The organism is Xanthomonas sp. NCPPB 3442, from assembly GCF_056725145.1.
In genome coordinates this window covers 372,169-388,365 of record NZ_CM161514.1, presented here as the reverse complement: position 1 = coordinate 388,365, position 16,197 = coordinate 372,169, and the positions used below count along the sequence as shown (strand labels likewise).

At 65.8% G+C, this 16,197-nt stretch carries 13 protein-coding genes; 8 read left to right on the top strand and 5 right to left on the bottom strand.

Annotated elements, in window-relative coordinates; genetic code table 11:
* Window positions 1–16 precede the first annotated feature (16 nt).
* Together AC1POX_RS01690 and ecfK are read right to left on the bottom strand one after the other, a co-directional pair.
* A complete protein-coding gene (locus AC1POX_RS01690; protein WP_122272158.1) occupies window positions 17–2,536 on the bottom strand; it encodes a serine/threonine-protein kinase in 2,520 nt (839 codons plus the stop codon).
* The gene (gene ecfK, locus AC1POX_RS01685; RefSeq protein ID WP_039419276.1) at window positions 2,515–3,054 is read right to left on the bottom strand and encodes an ECF-type sigma factor EcfK; all 540 of its coding nucleotides are present in this window, start codon (window positions 3,052–3,054) and stop codon (window positions 2,515–2,517) included. The genes AC1POX_RS01690 and ecfK overlap by 22 nt, the downstream gene beginning before the upstream one ends.
* Before the next feature lie 350 nt (window positions 3,055–3,404).
* Here ecfK and AC1POX_RS01680 point away from each other — a divergent pair, with 350 nt between their 5' ends.
* From AC1POX_RS01680 to AC1POX_RS01660, 5 genes are all read left to right on the top strand, one after another.
* The gene (locus tag AC1POX_RS01680) at window positions 3,405–3,932 is read left to right on the top strand and encodes an RNA polymerase sigma factor (RefSeq protein WP_014091409.1); all 528 of its coding nucleotides are present in this window, start codon (window positions 3,405–3,407) and stop codon (window positions 3,930–3,932) included.
* Window positions 3,923–4,999: a FecR family protein gene (locus AC1POX_RS01675; protein WP_372356676.1), complete on the top strand. Its 1,077-nt coding sequence runs from the start codon at window positions 3,923–3,925 to the stop codon at window positions 4,997–4,999. Before AC1POX_RS01680 ends, AC1POX_RS01675 begins: the two co-directional genes overlap by 10 nt.
* Window positions 5,000–5,460: 461 nt before the next feature.
* Window positions 5,461–8,352: a TonB-dependent receptor gene (locus AC1POX_RS01670; protein ID WP_338334870.1), complete on the top strand. Its 2,892-nt coding sequence runs from the start codon at window positions 5,461–5,463 to the stop codon at window positions 8,350–8,352.
* A 103-nt stretch (window positions 8,353–8,455) separates the two neighbouring features.
* Window positions 8,456–9,757: a histidine-type phosphatase gene (locus AC1POX_RS01665; protein WP_372356675.1), complete on the top strand. Its 1,302-nt coding sequence runs from the start codon at window positions 8,456–8,458 to the stop codon at window positions 9,755–9,757.
* A gap of 71 nt (window positions 9,758–9,828) precedes the next feature.
* Window positions 9,829–11,133: a jacalin-like lectin gene (locus AC1POX_RS01660; RefSeq protein WP_008573286.1), complete on the top strand. Its 1,305-nt coding sequence runs from the start codon at window positions 9,829–9,831 to the stop codon at window positions 11,131–11,133.
* A 619-nt stretch (window positions 11,134–11,752) separates the two neighbouring features.
* On the opposite strand, the gene AC1POX_RS01655 is transcribed toward AC1POX_RS01660, so the two are convergent.
* From AC1POX_RS01655 to AC1POX_RS01645, 3 genes are all read right to left on the bottom strand, one after another.
* Window positions 11,753–12,487, bottom strand: coding sequence for a hypothetical protein (locus AC1POX_RS01655; RefSeq protein WP_372356674.1), 735 nt, complete (start codon window positions 12,485–12,487; stop codon window positions 11,753–11,755).
* 60 nt (window positions 12,488–12,547) lie between these two features.
* A complete protein-coding gene (locus tag AC1POX_RS01650) occupies window positions 12,548–13,207 on the bottom strand; it encodes a CPBP family intramembrane glutamic endopeptidase (protein WP_008573281.1) in 660 nt (219 codons plus the stop codon).
* A 53-nt stretch (window positions 13,208–13,260) separates the two neighbouring features.
* A protein-coding gene (locus AC1POX_RS01645; protein ID WP_372356259.1) for an IS3 family transposase occupies window positions 13,261–14,363 on the bottom strand; the annotation gives its coding sequence in 2 pieces (ribosomal slippage) (window positions 13,261–14,105 and window positions 14,105–14,363; 1,104 coding nt in all).
* Between the two features lie 382 nt (window positions 14,364–14,745).
* Here AC1POX_RS01645 and AC1POX_RS01640 point away from each other — a divergent pair.
* The 3 genes from AC1POX_RS01640 to AC1POX_RS01630 all read left to right on the top strand — a co-directional run bounded on the left by AC1POX_RS01640 (window position 14,746) and on the right by AC1POX_RS01630 (window position 16,190).
* Entirely contained in the window at window positions 14,746–15,090 is a 345-nt protein-coding gene (locus AC1POX_RS01640) for a hypothetical protein (RefSeq protein ID WP_057681354.1), read from the top strand.
* A 101-nt stretch (window positions 15,091–15,191) separates the two neighbouring features.
* Window positions 15,192–15,626 (top strand): hypothetical protein, encoded by a 435-nt coding sequence (locus AC1POX_RS01635; protein ID WP_372356673.1) that lies wholly within the window; start codon window positions 15,192–15,194, stop codon window positions 15,624–15,626.
* A 201-nt stretch (window positions 15,627–15,827) separates the two neighbouring features.
* Window positions 15,828–16,190 carry an MAPEG family protein gene (locus AC1POX_RS01630; protein WP_057681371.1) on the top strand — a complete coding sequence of 121 codons (363 nt, stop codon included), beginning with the start codon at window positions 15,828–15,830 and terminating at the stop codon, window positions 16,188–16,190.
* The last annotated feature ends 7 nt before the right edge of the window (window positions 16,191–16,197 follow it).

Sequence of the window (16,197 nt, the reverse complement as noted above, 5' to 3'; positions counted from 1 at the left end):
CACCCGACAATTCGTCTCAGCGCTGCGCCACCGAGGTGGTGGTCTGTGCCTCGCTGGTATCCACCGGCGGCGTCGCCAACGCCAGGGTCTGGCGCGCCGCGCGCAGGGGCTGGTCTGCATTGCCGAAAATGCCGGTAAGAATCTGCAGGGCCTGCTGCGCGTGGTCGCGCGCCGCCACGGTCTGGCCCAGCCTGCGCTCGGCTTCGGACATGCCGCGCAGGATCTCGGCCGTTTGCGGATGCGCGCGCCCCAGCACACGCTCCGAGGCAGCAAGCGCGGCGCGCTGTTCGGCCAGCGATGCTTCCACCTGGCCGTCGTCCAGCAGCCAGAACGCATGGTTGCTGCGATAGGCGATGGTGGCCGGTGCATCGTTGCCGAAGGCCGCGCGTGCGCGCTCCAGCGTCCTGCGATAGTACGGCCCGGCTTCGGCCAGCTTGCCCTGCTGGCGCAACGCGCCGGCCAGGTTGCCTTCGACCATCAAGGTGTCGGCGGCACTCTCGCCATACAACGCGCGTGCGACCTGCAGCAGCGGGACGAGTTCGGCTTCGGCACCGGCAAAGTCGCGCTGCATCAGCAGGAACACTGCCAGGCTGTTGCGCATCGACACCACCAATGGATGCTCGGGCCCATGCATGGCCATGCGCTCGCGCAACAGGCTGCGCTGCAAGGCGATCGCCGGTACCAGCTGGCCGTTATCGGCCAGCATGGCGGCGTAGCTGTTGCCGGCGTCGATACGCTGGTCCGCGCTGCTGGAGGCATTGGCCAGCGCGGCGACATAGGCATGCCGGCTCTCTGCCAACGCATCGCGCATGCGGCCCTGTTCGCGCAGGGCCCACGCCAACCAGGCACGCAGCTCGTTGCCCATGGCCTGCTGTTGCGCATCGCCGCGTGCTGCCTGCGCAATGCCCTGGCGCAAGACGCGCTCGGCGTCGCCTGGTTTGCCGTCGCCAGTGAGCGCCTGGCCCAGCATGGACGTGGCCTTCAAGGCCGGCAGGCTGCCCGCACCGGCAGTCTGCTGCGCCAGGGTCTGTGCGATGCGCAGATGCTCCACGGCCTGCGCAAAATTGGCCAGCGCAATGAGCGTGCGGCCCAGCGTCAGTTCCACCTGGGTGCGCGCATCGGGCTGGTCGGCCAGTTCGCGCGCCGCACGCTGCGAGGCCTGCTGCAGCACGCGCAGCATCAGGGTCTTGTCCAGGTCGCGCGCCACGCCAGGGTCCACGCTGGACAACACCGAACTCATGAAATCGCCGGTGACCTGCGCACGTTGCGCATCGCGCGCGGCCTGCTGCAGCGACCACAGCGTGGCCCCCAGCCCGGCGACCACGGCAATCGCAGCGAGGCCGGCGGCGGCGACGCCGCTGCGATGACGCTGGGTGAACTTACGCAGCCGCAGCCAGCGGCTCGCCTGCAGGGCGCGCGGCGGGTAGCCGTCCAGCCAGCGATGCAGATCGTCCAGCAATGCAGACACCGATGCGTAGCGCGCACCTGGTTGCGGTTCCAGCGCGCGCAGCACGATCGCATCCAGCCCGTCGCGCAGGTGCTCGTGTAGTTTCTGGTAGGTGGTCGCGCGCGCCGCGCAGATGCGTGCACGCGCATCGGCCGGCACTGTTGCCAGCCGCTGCGACGGCGGCTGCGGCACCCCGTCGCGCCCGGCCACCGGCGCCAGCCCGCAACTCAATTCGTAGAACATCGCTCCCAAGGCATAGATATCGCTGCGTGCATCCACATCCGGCGCGCCGCGTGCCTGCTCCGGGCTCATGTAACCCGGCGTGCCGCGATCGTGCGCGTAGGTCATCCCCGGGTTGGTCGCATCGATGGCGATGCCGAAGTCGATCACCCCTGGCATCGGCCGCCCGTCGATCTCGCTGACCAGTACGTTGCTGGGTTTGAGGTCGCGATGGATCACGCCCTTCTGATGCGCGTGCTGGACCGCCTCGCTGACACGCAGCATCAGCAACACGCGCGCATGCAGCGACAGGCGGTGTTGGTCGCACCACCAGGTGATCGGCTCGCCGCGCAGGTATTCCATCACCAGGTACGGCTGGCCGTGGGCATCGGTGCCCACGTCGTGGATCTGCGCGATCGCCGGGTGCACCATCTGCGCCAGCAGCCGGCACTCGAATTCGAACAGTGCACGGCCCTGCGCATCCAGCGCATCGGCGGCCACCAGCTTGATCGCCACCTCGCGCTCGTACGCGCCATCGGCACGGTGGCCCAGATATACCTGGCCCATGCCGCCGGCGCCGATCAGGCGATCGATCGCCCAGGCACCGAAGCGCGTGCCGGCGGGCAGTTCCGGTAACGGCGCACGCAATGCGGCGGCGGCCTGTTTCAACGGCGCCCGCACGCGCAAGGTGGCCTGCGATTCCACTGCCAGCATCGCCAGCAATTGGTCGCGCACGCTGGCGTCGTCGCCGGCCTGCGCGCGCGCAAATGCCTCGCGCTCGGCGGCAGGCAACTGGCAGGCCTGATGAAACAAGGCTTCCAGACGTTGCCACGCGGTGGCGGCCAGGTTCACAGCTGCGCCGCCAGCCACACCCTGGCAAAGCGCAGATCGCGCTCCAGCGTCGGCACCGACACCTCCAGCTGTTCGGCGGCCTCGGCCACGCTGAAGCCCACCAGCTCGGTCAATGCGAATGCACGGGCCTTGCGCTCGTCCACCTGGGCCAGCTTGTCGAAGGCATCGGCCACCAGCATCAATGCCTCCGGCCGTGCGGCGCCGTCGGACAGGCTGAGGGTCAGCGTCACCGCCTGCCCCAACCGCTTGGCGCTGGCCTGCTGGCGCGCCAGGTCCACCAACAGGTGGCGCATCTGCAGCGCAGCCACCGAATAGAAGTGCGCCCGCGAACGAAAACCCTGCTGGCCCTGTTCCAGCCGCATCCACGCCTCGTGCACCAGCTCGGTCGCCTGCAAGCCAGCGCGCCCGTCGCGACGCAGCTCGCGCATGGCGGTGGCGCGCAGCACGTCATAGACCTGACGCGCCAAGGCGTCGCCCGCGCCGGGTTCGTCGCGCTGCCAGGCCTGCAACAACTCGGTGATCGGCAGCTCGGACATCCAAGCCCATCTCGCCTGCGTGGACACGCAGTATCCCGCATTGGCACCGACGCGGAACACGCCGCCGGTAATCATTCAGACCCCCGATCACCGTGCCCGACAGCGCGGAGCAGCCCAGGCAGGTAGCGAGGGTGCGCCGGCAGCCGGGTCCGCCTCAGGTACGCCCAGCCTGTCGCCGGCAGGGCGCGGCCCCAGGACGCGGCGGTCTCGGGTCGCGGCGGCTGCATGGGCAGGCACGGGCCTGGGGCCGGCCGTGCGTGCCCCGCCGCCACGTCATCGGCAGCCAACGCGTCACCGCCACGTCATACGACGCCGCTAGCCTGCGCCCCTGCAATCGGCCGGAGGTCGGGGTGTCGGCACATCCAAAGCGCGCCTGGGCACGTCTGTTCACCGAGCATGGCCCGGTGCTGCGCGGCTTCTTCGTGCGCCGCGGGGCGAACGAGGACGCCGAAGACCTGGTCCAGGAAACCTATCTGCGCCTGCTGCGTGCGCATCAGCAGCCGGGCCAGGCCATCGCCAACCCGGAAGCGTATCTGTACACGGTGGCGGTCAATCTGGCGCGCGAGCAGGCGGTGCGGCGCAAGCAGGCGCCGCTGCGTATCGAGGACATGGAACAGTTCGCGCAACGGCTGGTGGCCGGTGACGATGTCGAAGACAGCGCCCAGCGGCAACAGCGCCAGCAACGCCTGCAGACCGTGCTGGCCGGGCTGCCCGAACGCGTGCGCGCGGTGCTGGTGATGCAGTATCGCGATGGCCTCAGCTACAAACAGATCGCCGAACGCCTGGGTGTGTCTTCGCACATGGTCAAGAAATACGTGGTGCGTGGCCTGTCGGCCTGTCGACAGGCCTTGGCCGACGAGGGAGCGCAATGGTGGTGAGCGTCGCGTCGCTGGCGGCGCGCCGCCTGACCGAGGAAGCGGCGCACTGGCATGCGCTGCAACGCATGCAGCCGCTGGATGCCGACCAGCAGGCGCGTTTCATGGATTGGCTGACCGCCTCGCCGGCGCATGTGCGCGAATACCTGGCAGTGACGCAGGTGGCCGGTGCGCTCGGTGAGGCGTTGGATGCGATGGCGCTGGATGTCGACGCGCTGCTGCAGGCCGACCGCCGACACGACACCGGGATGGCGCGCAACGTGATCGCACTGCCGTTGCCGCCACGGCATCCCGTCGCTGCAAGGGGAACCGCTCGCTCGCAGTCGGCGGCACGCCGGCCGCACTGGCATGTCGGTCTGGCCACCATGCTCGGTCTGCTGACGGTGCTCGGCAGCTGGGCCTGGCCGCGCACCTCGACCTATGCGACGGCGCATGGCGAACAACGCCGCGTGCAACTGGCCGACCGCAGCGTGGTGTTCCTCAATGCGGACACGCGCATCCAGGCCACCATGACGCCGTGGTCGCGCCGCCTGCAGTTGCTGCAGGGCCAGGCCAGCTTCGCTGTCGCAGCGGACCGGCGCCCGCTGCAGGTCCGGGCGCTGGACCTGCGCGTGGAAGACATCGGCACCGCGTTCGACATTGCGCTGCATGGGCAGCAGGCACGCATCGACGTGTCTGCCGGTCGCGTGCATGTCTGGCGCGCCGACCGCCCGGCGCAGCCGATGCTGGCCAATCTTGGCGCAGGACAAAGCGCGCGCATCGACGAGGCCGGCCAGGTCGCATTGAGCAATGAAGATGTCGCCACCATGCATGCATGGCAGCAGCAGCGCATCGTGTTCCGCGACGAACCGTTGCGCAACGTGGCCGAAGACTTCAATCGCCTCAATCGCATCCAGCTGCACATCGACGATGCGCGCGCCGGCGCAATGCGCCTGACCGGCAATCTGCGTAGCGACGACCTCGCCGGCCTGCGCGCGTTTCTCGCACGGCAGCCCGGTCTGCGGCTCGAACAACACGCCGATGCGCTGCACATCGTCGGCGGTGCACCACCGGCGACCACCGACCGGTAGCGCACGCGGCCGACGCGACCGACCCGCTGGCGCTGACGTGCGCGCAGAAATCGCACGGCAGGCACCACGGCATTGCCCGACGTGTGCTTGCCATTGGCCGGCACGCCGCGGTGTCGCACGGCCATGCCTGTTTGCATCGGGTGTTTGCGCCGACGCATCTGCGCAGCGAATGGCTGGCATCCGGATCGGCGCATTCGATCTAGGCGCACGCGTTGCGCTGCATGGTGCCGCGTAACGCAACGATCGACGCGATCGGCGATCGGAGGGGCAACGTGCTTTTTCCCGCGCACCACCGCTCTGCGCGTAGCCACGGCACGCGCACGCCATCGCCCTTGCACGTGTCACAGAAAATTCATCGAAAAACGGTGCCCGACTCGGCTCGTCGCCCCTCGTAGAGGGGGTAGTCGCCGCAGCGATCCGCGTGGATCGGTGCGACGCCCCTCTCCCTCTGCCTGGAAGTGATGATGCGCTGCTGCCTGTTCCTGTCCGTTGCCCTCGCCCTGCATGCCGGCGCTGCCGGCGCCCAGACGCCACCCGTCGCAGTCGACGCCATTCCCGCACAACCGCTGGCGCGCGCGCTCAATACGCTGTCGCGCCAGACCGGCCTGCAGTTCGTCTATGCGGCCAGCGTCGGCGGCACGCAGCAGAGTCGCGGCACAACCGCCGGCGCCGCGCCCGAGCAGGCCTTGCAGCAACTGCTGCAAGGCACCGGATTGCGCTATCGCTATCTGACGCCGACCACGGTGACCATCGAGCCGGCCGAGACGGTGAGCGATGCGCCCGCGGCAACGCCGCCTGCCGCAGCCACCACCGCCACCCCGGCCGCCGCCGGCGCACCGGTGCGCGAACTGGACAGCATCCAGGTGCTGGGCAGCTATGCCGGCAGTCTCAGTGCCGCGCTGCGCGAGAAGCGCTATGCCGACAGCGTGGTGGACGTGATCGCCGCCGAAGACATCGGCAAGCTGCCGGCGCAGAACGTGGCCGAAGCCTTGCAGCGCGTGCCCGGTGTGTCGATCGTGCGCGACCGCGGCGAAGGTGTCTACGTGCGCGTGCGCGGCCTGGGCCCCAACTTCCAGGTGACCACGCTCAACGGCCAGACCATGGCGGTCAACGAGAACGTGCGCACTTCCGGCCAGACCGGCCGCCAGTTTCGCTACGACACCTTGCCGGCGGAACTGGTCTCCGGCCTGGACGTGATCAAGAGCCCCACCGCCGATCTGGATGAAGGCGCCATCGGCGGCATCGTCAATGTGCGCACCTTCCGCCCGCTGGAATTGGGCAAGACCTTGCTCAACACCTCGCTGGAATCCAGCCAGGCGCAACGCACGCATGCCAACGACCCGCGCGTGTCCGGCCTGTTCAACTGGGTCAATACCGAGGGCACCTTCGGCATGCTGGTGTCCGGTGCGTATGCCCAGCGCAGCCTGCGCCAGGACCGCGTCAACGAAGTGAGCTGGGATTACTACCCCAACGGCGTGCCGGGTGCGCCGGGTGCGTCCTACCTGCCCACCGGCCTGCGCCCGACGCTGGAACTGGAACAGCGCGAGCGCACCGGCGTGGCCGCCTCGCTGCAATGGCGCCCCAGCGCCGCCTGGGAAACCAATCTGGACCTGCTGTATGCCAAGCAGACGGTGCACTACGACGAATACAGCCTGGGCGTGGGCTTCGACGGCGTTGCCAAGATGAGCAACCTGCAAGTGGACCACGGCGGCGTGACCGGCTTCGACTATCGCAATGGCCAGGTGCAGGTGTCGCGCGAAACCTCCGGCATCACCGACGACAACCGCAGCGCGCGCCTGTCCAGCACCTGGAATGGCGATCTGTGGACACTCGGTGCGGTGGCATTCCATTCGCAGGCACACAGCTACGACTCCGACCCGATCCGCCGCACGCGCCTGCGCAGCGCCAGCAACCTGTCGATGCGCGTGGAGATGCCGCAGGCCGACGACGACAACGTGCCCAACTGGAGCTTCACCAATGGCTTCGATCCGACCAACCCGGCCAGCGTCAGCGGGCGCCGGCTGGAATGGCGCGAGATCGATGCGCGCGACAAGGAAGACGCACTGCAGCTGGACGCCAAGCGCACGCTCGGCGATGGCTGGCTGCGCGACATCAAGTTCGGCGCCAAGTACCGCGAGCGCTCGCGCACTTACGACCGTGCCGACCTGCTGCTCAACCGCATCGCCGGCGTACGTTTTCCGGGCAGCTATTTCACCGCGCTGCCGGTGAGCGACATGCTGGTCGACGGCAAGGGCACACTGCCGCGGCAGTGGCTGGCGCCGATCGAGGCGCCGTTCTGGGGCGACTGGCCCACCGCCACCGACCTCAGCGGCACGCCCAATAGTGCCGACCTGCAGAATTCCTACGAGGTGCGCGAGAAGATCGGCTCGGCATATGCGATGACCGACTTCGGCGGCGCGCTGGCCGGGCGCGATCTGCGCGGCAACCTGGGCGTGCGCTTGGTGCGCACCGAGCAGACCACCGATGGCCATGCCGATCTCGACGGTGCCGCCCAGCCGGTGCATTTCGAGCGCAGCTATACCAACGCGTTGCCCTCGTTCAACGCCGCCTGGGACGTGCGCGAGGACATGGTGCTGCGGACCTCCGCGGCCAAGGTGATCACTCGCCCGGATCTCACCGACCTCTCGTCCAAGCTGACCTTCAACTCCAGTGGCGAAGTGCTGACCGCCAGCGGCGGCAACCCGGCGCTACGGCCGTTCGAGGCCTGGCAGTACGACCTGACCTTCGAGTGGTACATCGACGGCACCTCGGCGCTGACTGGCGGTGTGTTCTACAAGGACATCTCCAGCTTCATCCAGACCCAGCTGTCCTACCTGGACTACCAGGGCCAGACCTATCTGCTCTCGTCCAAGACCAACGGCAGCCAGGCCAGCGTCAAGGGCGTGGAGCTGGCCTACCAGCAGGTGTTCACCGGCCTGCCGGCGCCGCTGGACGGCCTGGGCATGCAGCTCAACTACACCTTCACCGACAGCCAGGCGACCTACCGCGACGGCACGCGCCGCTTCACCGACAGCCTGGAAGGCGTGGCCAGGAACACCTACAACGCCGTGCTGTTCTACGAGAAGGGCCCGCTGATGGCGCGCGCCAGCTACAGCTGGAGCGACAACATCGTCAACGCGGTGGGCACGGCCAATGTCGCCACGCTCAACAGCGATGCCTTCGGCAGCCTGGACGCGAACGTGGCCTGGAAGGTCAACGACACCCTGTCGGTGTTCGTCAACGCCATCAATCTCACCGGTCAGGTGCAGCGGCAATACGTCGGCGATCACCTGTTCGGCGGCTACACCGACTACGGCCGGACCTGGTCGCTGGGTCTGCGCGCGCGGTTCTAAGCGCGCCTGCATGCGCGGCTGACGGTCGTCGCCCTCGCGCGCGGCCGTCACTGTGCTGCGCCGTTCTTTTCGCCCCACCGTTTCATTCGCACTGGATTTGCCGATGCTTCTGCGTTTTTGCCGCCGCGCCACCGCCCTGCTCGGACTCGCGCTCGTACCGCTCTGCCCTGCACACGCCACCGATGCGGCGCCCGACACGCTGGAAAAGGTGGTGATCCTCAAACGCCATGGCGTGCGTGCGGCGATGTCCAGCCCCGAACAGCTGGGCCGCTATTCGCTGCATCCATGGCCGCATTTTGCCGTGCCGGCCGGTCACCTCACCGCCAACGGTGCGCATCTGGAGCGCCTGTTCGGCGACTACTACCACGCCCGCTACACCGCGCTTGGTCTGTTGATCGGCGACGGCTGCAGCCAGGCTTATTACTGGGCAAACCGCACCCAACGCACCATTGCCTCGGCGCAAGCGCTGGCCAGCACGTTGACGCCCGGCTGCGCCAACCCCGTCCATCACGTGCCGACCGGCACTTCCGATGTGCTGTTCGATGGCACCGCTGCGCTGCGTCAGCCCGAAGCGCGTGCGCGCATGCAGGCCGCCATCGCCGGCCGCATCGGCGGCGACGCCCACGCCTGGAACGCCGCACAGGCCGATGCGATCGACACGCTCGAACAGCTGCTACTGCAATGCGCGCAACGCCCCTGCCCCGCCCAGGCCGCGCCCGGCAAGCTGCGCCTGACCACGGTACCGGCCGGGCTGGACGATGCCGGACCGTCGATTCCCGGTATCGATGGCCCGGCTGCCGCCGCTTCAGGCATCACCGAAAGCCTGCTGATGGGCTGGGCCGATGGACAGGACTTCGCTGCACTCGGTTGGCAAGGCCTGGACGAAGCAACGCTGCTGCGCGTGTTCGCCCCGCATCAGGCCGAGTTCGCGCTGCGTCTGCGTGCGCCGACCGTCGCGCGTCTGGCCAGCACGCCATTAGCCGCACGCCTGCTGGCGACGCTGCAGCAAGGTAGCGATGCACACGCCGCGGCCGACGCCATCGGCGGCGATGCGCGTCTGGTGGTGGTGTCCGGCCACGACGGCACCCTGACCCTGCTGGCCGGCATGTTCGATCTGCACTGGCAGTTGCCCGGTTACCAACCGGACCAAACCGTGCCCGGTGGCGCGCTGGTGTTCGAGCGCTGGCGGCGTGCCGACGGTGAGCGCGTCATCCGCCTGCGCTACACCGCGCAGAGCCTGACGCAGCTGCGCGAACGCGTGCCATTGACGCTGCAGGCACCGCCGCCGAGCGCGGCCATCTTCATTCCCGGCTGCAGCACTGCTACGCCGGCGTACGACTGCCCATTGCCGCAGTTCGCCAGCATCGTCCAGGCCGCACTCGACCCGCTCGCCATGGACCACTGATCCCCTCCACGCGGCGCGCTGGGCCCAACGCGTCGCGTCCATCCGCTGTTACCCAACCGCACGAGGTCATCATGCTTCAGCATCTGCGTTCTCTGCTCAGCGTCGGAATCGGTGTGACCCTGGCCTGCGCCGGTGTCGCCCACGCCCAATCCAGCGTCGGCGTCCTCGACGTGCTCACCTACAACGTCGCTGGCCTGCCGGAGGGCATCTCCAGCAGCAACCCCGCCACCAATACGCCGCTGCTGGCACCGAAACTGGCGCCGTATGCGCTGGTTCACGTGCAGGAAGACTTCAACTACCACGCGGCGCTCTATGCCGGCGACAACCATCCCTACCGCACGCCCACCAGTGGCGGCGCCGCCATCGGCGATGGCCTCAACACGCTGAGCAACTATCCCTTCAACGACTTCACCCGGGTCACATGGGACAAGTGCAACGGCACCGACTGCCTCACGCCGAAGGGCTTCAGCTATATGCAGCTGCGGCTGGACAACGGCGTGCTGCTGGACGTCTACAACGCCCATCCAAATGCCGGTACCGAAACTGCCGACCTGGCCGCCCGCCGCGCCAACATCAGCCAGTTGTCGCAATTCATCGGCACCTGGTCGGCCGGCAACGCGGTGTTGGTGATGATGGACTCCAACACCCGCTACACCCGCAGCGAAGACAACATCCGCGAGCTGATCGCCAGCAACAACCTGATCGATCCGTGGGTGGAACTGATCAAGGGCACCGCCCCGGCCGCCGGCGCCGCGCCACTGCTGTGCGGCACGCCGCCGACCAATACCTGCGAGGTGGTGGACAAGATCCTGTACCGCGCAGCGCCGCAGCTGACCCTGGCAGCCAATCGCTACCAGCTCGACCCAGGCAACTTCTACGACAGCGCCGGCAAGCCGCTGTCGGATCATTATCCGCTGTACACGCAGTTCGGCTGGGCGGTGGGCACCGACGTGCGCACCAGCGACAGCTTCGGCGGACCGCATGGCGTACCGTTCAACGACGTGGCCGGCGGCGCGCACCAGCGCCAGCTGCGCAGTGTCACCCTGCGCGGTGCCGAACGCCTGGATGCAGTGGCCGCCAGCCTGGACAACGGCGCCACGCTCGCTCACGGCGGCAGCGGCGGCACCGCCACCACCCTGGCCCTGCGCAGCGGCGAAACGCTGACCGCGGCCACCGTCACGCTCGGTCAGTACAACGGCCGCACCCGGCTGTTCTCGCTCAGCCTGACCACCAACCAGGGCCGCAGCATCGCCGCCGGCACCCCGACCAGCGAGCGCTACACCCTCACTGCTCCCACCGGCTGGCATATCGCCGGCTTCACCGGCCGCGCCGGCGATGCCATCGACAAGCTTGGGGTGATTTACCGGAAGAATTGAGCGAACGGTTGTACCGCTGCAACGGAGCGGCGTCGGTCTGGCGCCGCTTTTCTTGTCTGCGGCAATCACGACGAGGCTTCGGCCGGCATCCTCGCAGCGCGCGATGGCGTACTTCTGCAACGCTCCGCAATTGCGTACCGCCTAAAATCCCGTACTCCATGCGTGCACGGGCTTTCAACTTCGTGCAGTTCCGGCGCCACATCCAAGATCAAACAGCACCGCAGATGCCGGCGCTTTCGGGACAGATCCGCGCTGACGCTCGGCAGTAGTTACGCGGCAAGGTAACGGGTTTCAGCCGGTTGCGAAGATCGAGAATGGTGGTTCTGTCTGCAGCGGGCTCCAGGTCATCACGCTAGGCAAGACGCTCTAGTGCGATCAGCCGCAGCATTGCGGCGATGGACGATCGGGAACGGCATGACTGCGTATTGGCAAGAATCCAACGATGAACTCGATTGTCCATCCTTCGCGGGCTGAAGTGGCGATACTGTTATGAGTACCAGCGCGCGCGGCTGCAAGCGCCCACTCTCTTGCACATCACGTTGATCAACCACGAGCGACGCTCCGTGCGACGCCGCGCGCAAGGGCTTCCCTGCGTGCAGCAAGGCAAGCCATCTCCCATTCAACGCTTGGCCGCCTCGCAGAGCTTGCGATTGAACCAGGTGGACTTGGCGATGGGCAGGTACGCATCCCAGTCGCTTGGCGGTAGCATCGTGCTGTCCTTGTCCATCTCCGCCTGGAACGAGGCCTCGTCGCGGCTGCGACCGGCCATGGTCTGATCAAGCGCCTTCAGGCACTCCTGCGGACGGTTCAGGCGCAGCAGGGTGAGCGCGCGGTCGTTGGCGAAGCGGTCGCGATCGAGCCAGTTGAAAAACTCGCCGCACTCGCCCGTGAACGCCTGCATGCCGGCGAGTGCTTCGGCATAGCGCTTGCCGCGATAGTCGCGCAGGTACGCCTCACGTCGTCGGCTGCTGGCCGCGGAGGTGCAGCCGGCAGGCAACTTCAGATAGTCGCCTTCGAAGCTGGCGCGCATGCCGCAGTAGTCGCGGCAGCTGTCTTGCGTCAGTGCGGCGATGCTGAAGCCACCGGCCACCGGCTTGAACGCGAGCTTGCAAGGCGTGTCGCTGGCATCGCGCACTTCCGCCTTGTCGCCTTGCAGCGTGCCCTCCAGCGAACAGGTGTGGCCGTTGGCGCCCACGGCGAGAATCTCGAAGTGGCGCGCCCCACCCTTGTCGCTGACCTGCAGGCTGCCCCAACCTTGCTTGGTGCCGTATTCGCCGGGCGTCGGGCCGGCCGCCATCGCGCCGAACGCCGCCAGCCACACCAGCATCCCGCTCCATCCATATCGCCGTGCCATTGCTTCGTCCTGTGTTCGGTTAAGCGGCAAGTGTGCGGCATCGCGGCTACGCCAGGCCACTCAGGTGTAGGCCATCAAGCCCAGCAAATCCAGCGCGCCATGCGCCAGGATCGCCGGCCACAGCCGCCCGCGTCGGGCCACCCACCAGCCCAGGATCAACCCGAACATCAAGATATTGATGGCACCAATCGGACCCTGATATAGGTGATACGAGGCGCGGACCGCCACGCTGACATTCACCGCAACTGCAGGGCCATAGCGCGGCTCCAGCGCGCGGATCACGTAACCGCACACAAATACTTCCTCGAAGATCGGATTGATCAGCGAGATCGCCAGCACAGCCGCGATCGACAGCCGCCCGGCGACCATCGCATCGAATGGATTCGTGTTGCTCCCCGAGCTCCAGTTCAACAGCGTCAGTGGATAGGTGAGCAACAGACACACCGCCAGCAAGCCGAGTCCCGCCGCCAAGTCGCGTAGTTGCCACTGCAGCCCCAGCGACTGCGGCCTCCATCCGCGGAACCACAGCACTGGCAGCAGGATCGCCAGAACGAGCAGTTCGTAGAACACCATGCCCCACAGGCTAGCGTCGGAGAAGACCGGCTCTATGGCATCGCGCGCCACCGCCGAAAGGCTGGACCAGATCAGCAGACCGAAGGCGATCGTCACCACGATCAGCAACTCGCACCATTTGGAAAAAGCCCCTTCACGTCCTTGCATCGATCTTCCTTGCCGTGCCTTCGACGTCCCCCCGCTCTGAGTAGCGGCCGGGTTTAGAGTCCGGAGTTGATGATATCGGTGTTGGCCAGCTGTTGGGCATACGCAGATGGCGTCATGCCGCCAATGGCCTTCTTGGGTCGCTCCTCGTTGTATTCGCGTCGCCAGCGTTCGATCTCGGTACGCGCATGCAGCAGGGTTGGGAACCAGTGCTCGTTGAGGCATTCGTCGCGCAGCCGGCCATTGAACGATTCGACGTAGGCGTTCTGGTTTGGCTTGCCAGGCTGGATCAGCCGTAACTGCACGCCACGCGCATGTGCCCAGGCCACCATCGCTTTGCCGCAAAACTCCTTGCCGTTATCTGTGCGGATCACCTGTGGCAAGCCGCGACTGTGCGCCAGCCGATCCAGCACGCGTGTCACGCCATGGCCCGAGATTGCGCGCTCCACCTCGATGGCGATCGCTTCGTGGGTTGCATCGTCCACGATCACCAGACACTTGATCACTCGGCCTTCGGCGCTGCGGTCGAACACGAAATCCATCGACCACACCTGATTGGCCTGCGATGGCCGCAGCAGCGGCTGACGCTCTCCTATCAGCACCTTTTTGCGCTTGCGGCGCCGGACCTGCAGCTGCTGCTCGCGGTACAACCGCTCCACACGCTTGTAGTTCACGATGCGTCCTTCCTGTCGTAATTTGAGATAGATCATCCCCACACCATAACGGCGATGGCGATGCGCCAACGCACAGATGCGTTCGCGCAGTTCGACGTTGCGATCTTCGCTCGGGCAATATCGCAGCGCACTGGCGCTCATGCCGATCACTGCCAACGCACGACGCTCGCTGGCACCACGCCCGATCCACTCGCGCACCAGCATGCGACGCGCCGGTGCGCTCACCACTTTTTTCGCAGTGCATCCTTGATCAGGTCGTTCTCGAACAGCTGCTCGGCCAGCAACTTCTTCAGCCGCGCGTTCTCGGACTCAAGGTCCTTGAGCCGCTTGGCATCGGGCACGCTCATCCCGCCGAACTTGCTGCGCCACAGATAATAGGAAGCCTCGCTGAAGCCATGCCGCCGGCACAGGTCCTTGATCGCCACACCGGCATCAGCTTCGCGCAGGAAGCCGATGATCTGTTCTTCAGAAAAACGCTTCTTCACGTCCAATCTCCTCGAGTTAGGGAATTGGACTCCAAACTGAGGTGCTACTCAAAATCGGGGGGGCGTCGGGTTTGTGCTTCTGCTGAGAGGCTGCACTCTGTTTCAGCTCGAAGATCATGATGGCGCGGTGCTTGCAGATCCAGGCGAAATCGCTGAGCGCTCACCTGAGCTGCTCTCGATCGTGAGTGAGGCACCTCTGACCATATACACAACGCTAGGCACGCTCACACTTGCCTATCGGGCAATGGAGCTCGCGCTCGACACCGGCCAACCACTGGCAACTGCGTCCCTCGATCAGTCAAGCTCCACTTATTGGCAGGCGTGGTCCGAGGGGCGCGGCGGAAGTGCCTAGCACTTCGTACAAGCCGGCGTTGCCCCCAATGTGGCTCAACTCAGGGTTAGTTTCATGCCAAAATTCTGCAGCGAGTGTGGCTCGGAGCTGAGAGAGATTGGCGACTTTCGCCCTCACTGGTTCAGCGTGTACGAATGCGAGAGCGGTGCACCTCTACACGACTTCATCCGGATCGCAGACTCAAAGCATGTCTTTCCTCTGCTTCAGCTCAGCCTCGGAGTCAAGGAGCGGCTTGTCGGTGCAGAACAATCACTGGTAACGCTGGCCGCCTCACGAATCCAGACGATCGATCACAAGACCGTGTCCATTGTTCAGTTCGAGCATACGCTCTTGGGCTGCTACAAGAAGCCAAGTCCCTTCGGCGCAGCGCCGTAGATCCTAACCATGCGCTCATACAAATCTGCGTGGAGTAAGCTGCCCGCTCGGTCACCACCCAGACCGCGCAGCCCGCTTAGCTTAGGCGTAGGTCATCCGGCATGAGCCAACCATCGGCCACGATCAAAGAAAAAGTCCTGCACGGGATGGCCGCAGCCATCGCCAACAATGATTGGCAGGCCACATACGATCTCTTTTGCCTTGCTCAAAGCATTGCGGATCAGGAGCAGAGGGCTGAGGTTTTCAACAGGCTGTTGGTGATGCCCGGCCATGAGCTCCATCAAGAGATCACGTGGGAAATCCAGTTGCTTCGTCGCCCATCCAGCGTTACGTACATTCGACAGGTACTTGCGAACGGGTTTCAGATGTTCGAGTACACGTGTTCTGAGCCAGGCGTCATCGCGAAATGGTTTAGCCATGCGCTCGCTGATATCGATACACCCGAGTCCATTGCGGTCATTGAAGAGTTTGCGAAATGCAGTGACCCGGAAATCGCGGAAGAAATGACCTACCGCTTGAGGCGCATCAATGCCTGAAACCTACGCCAAGGTGTCCTCGAACGTTCGCCGGCAGAGGGATCCACGGTGTATTTAGACAGAAAGCAGCGAGGCGTGGTCCTCGGTATGGCATCTGGCCTTTTTGCTTCTCTACTCGTTGTATTCCTGCTATCACGAGCGTTCTTGCGCTGGGACACACCAGAGCGGGCAGTTATCAGCTTGCTGTTGCCGGCCACGGCGATGTTTGTCGCTATCGCACGCATGGCCAAACATCGCTTCGTTACGCCTGCAGACATTGACGGCAGCGCGATGAGTGATGGGACCGTTCGTGCTAAAACGTTGCAATCTTTGCTTCAAAATACGACAGAGCAGCTAGCGTTTGCGCTGCCGGTCTACGTCGCCGCCCTCATGAACCCGCACCGCGGCATCCAAGCCGCAGTTCCAGCATGCGCTTGTGCGTTCTTGCTTGGACGGCTGACGTTTTTTGCGACCTACAGTGGCGGTGCTGGCGCCAGAGCGCTGGGGTTCGCGCTGACCTTCTATCCCACTGTGCTCCTGCTCATCTGGCAACTCGTGCTGCTTGCAGTTAGTGTTGCCGTCTAACAATTCA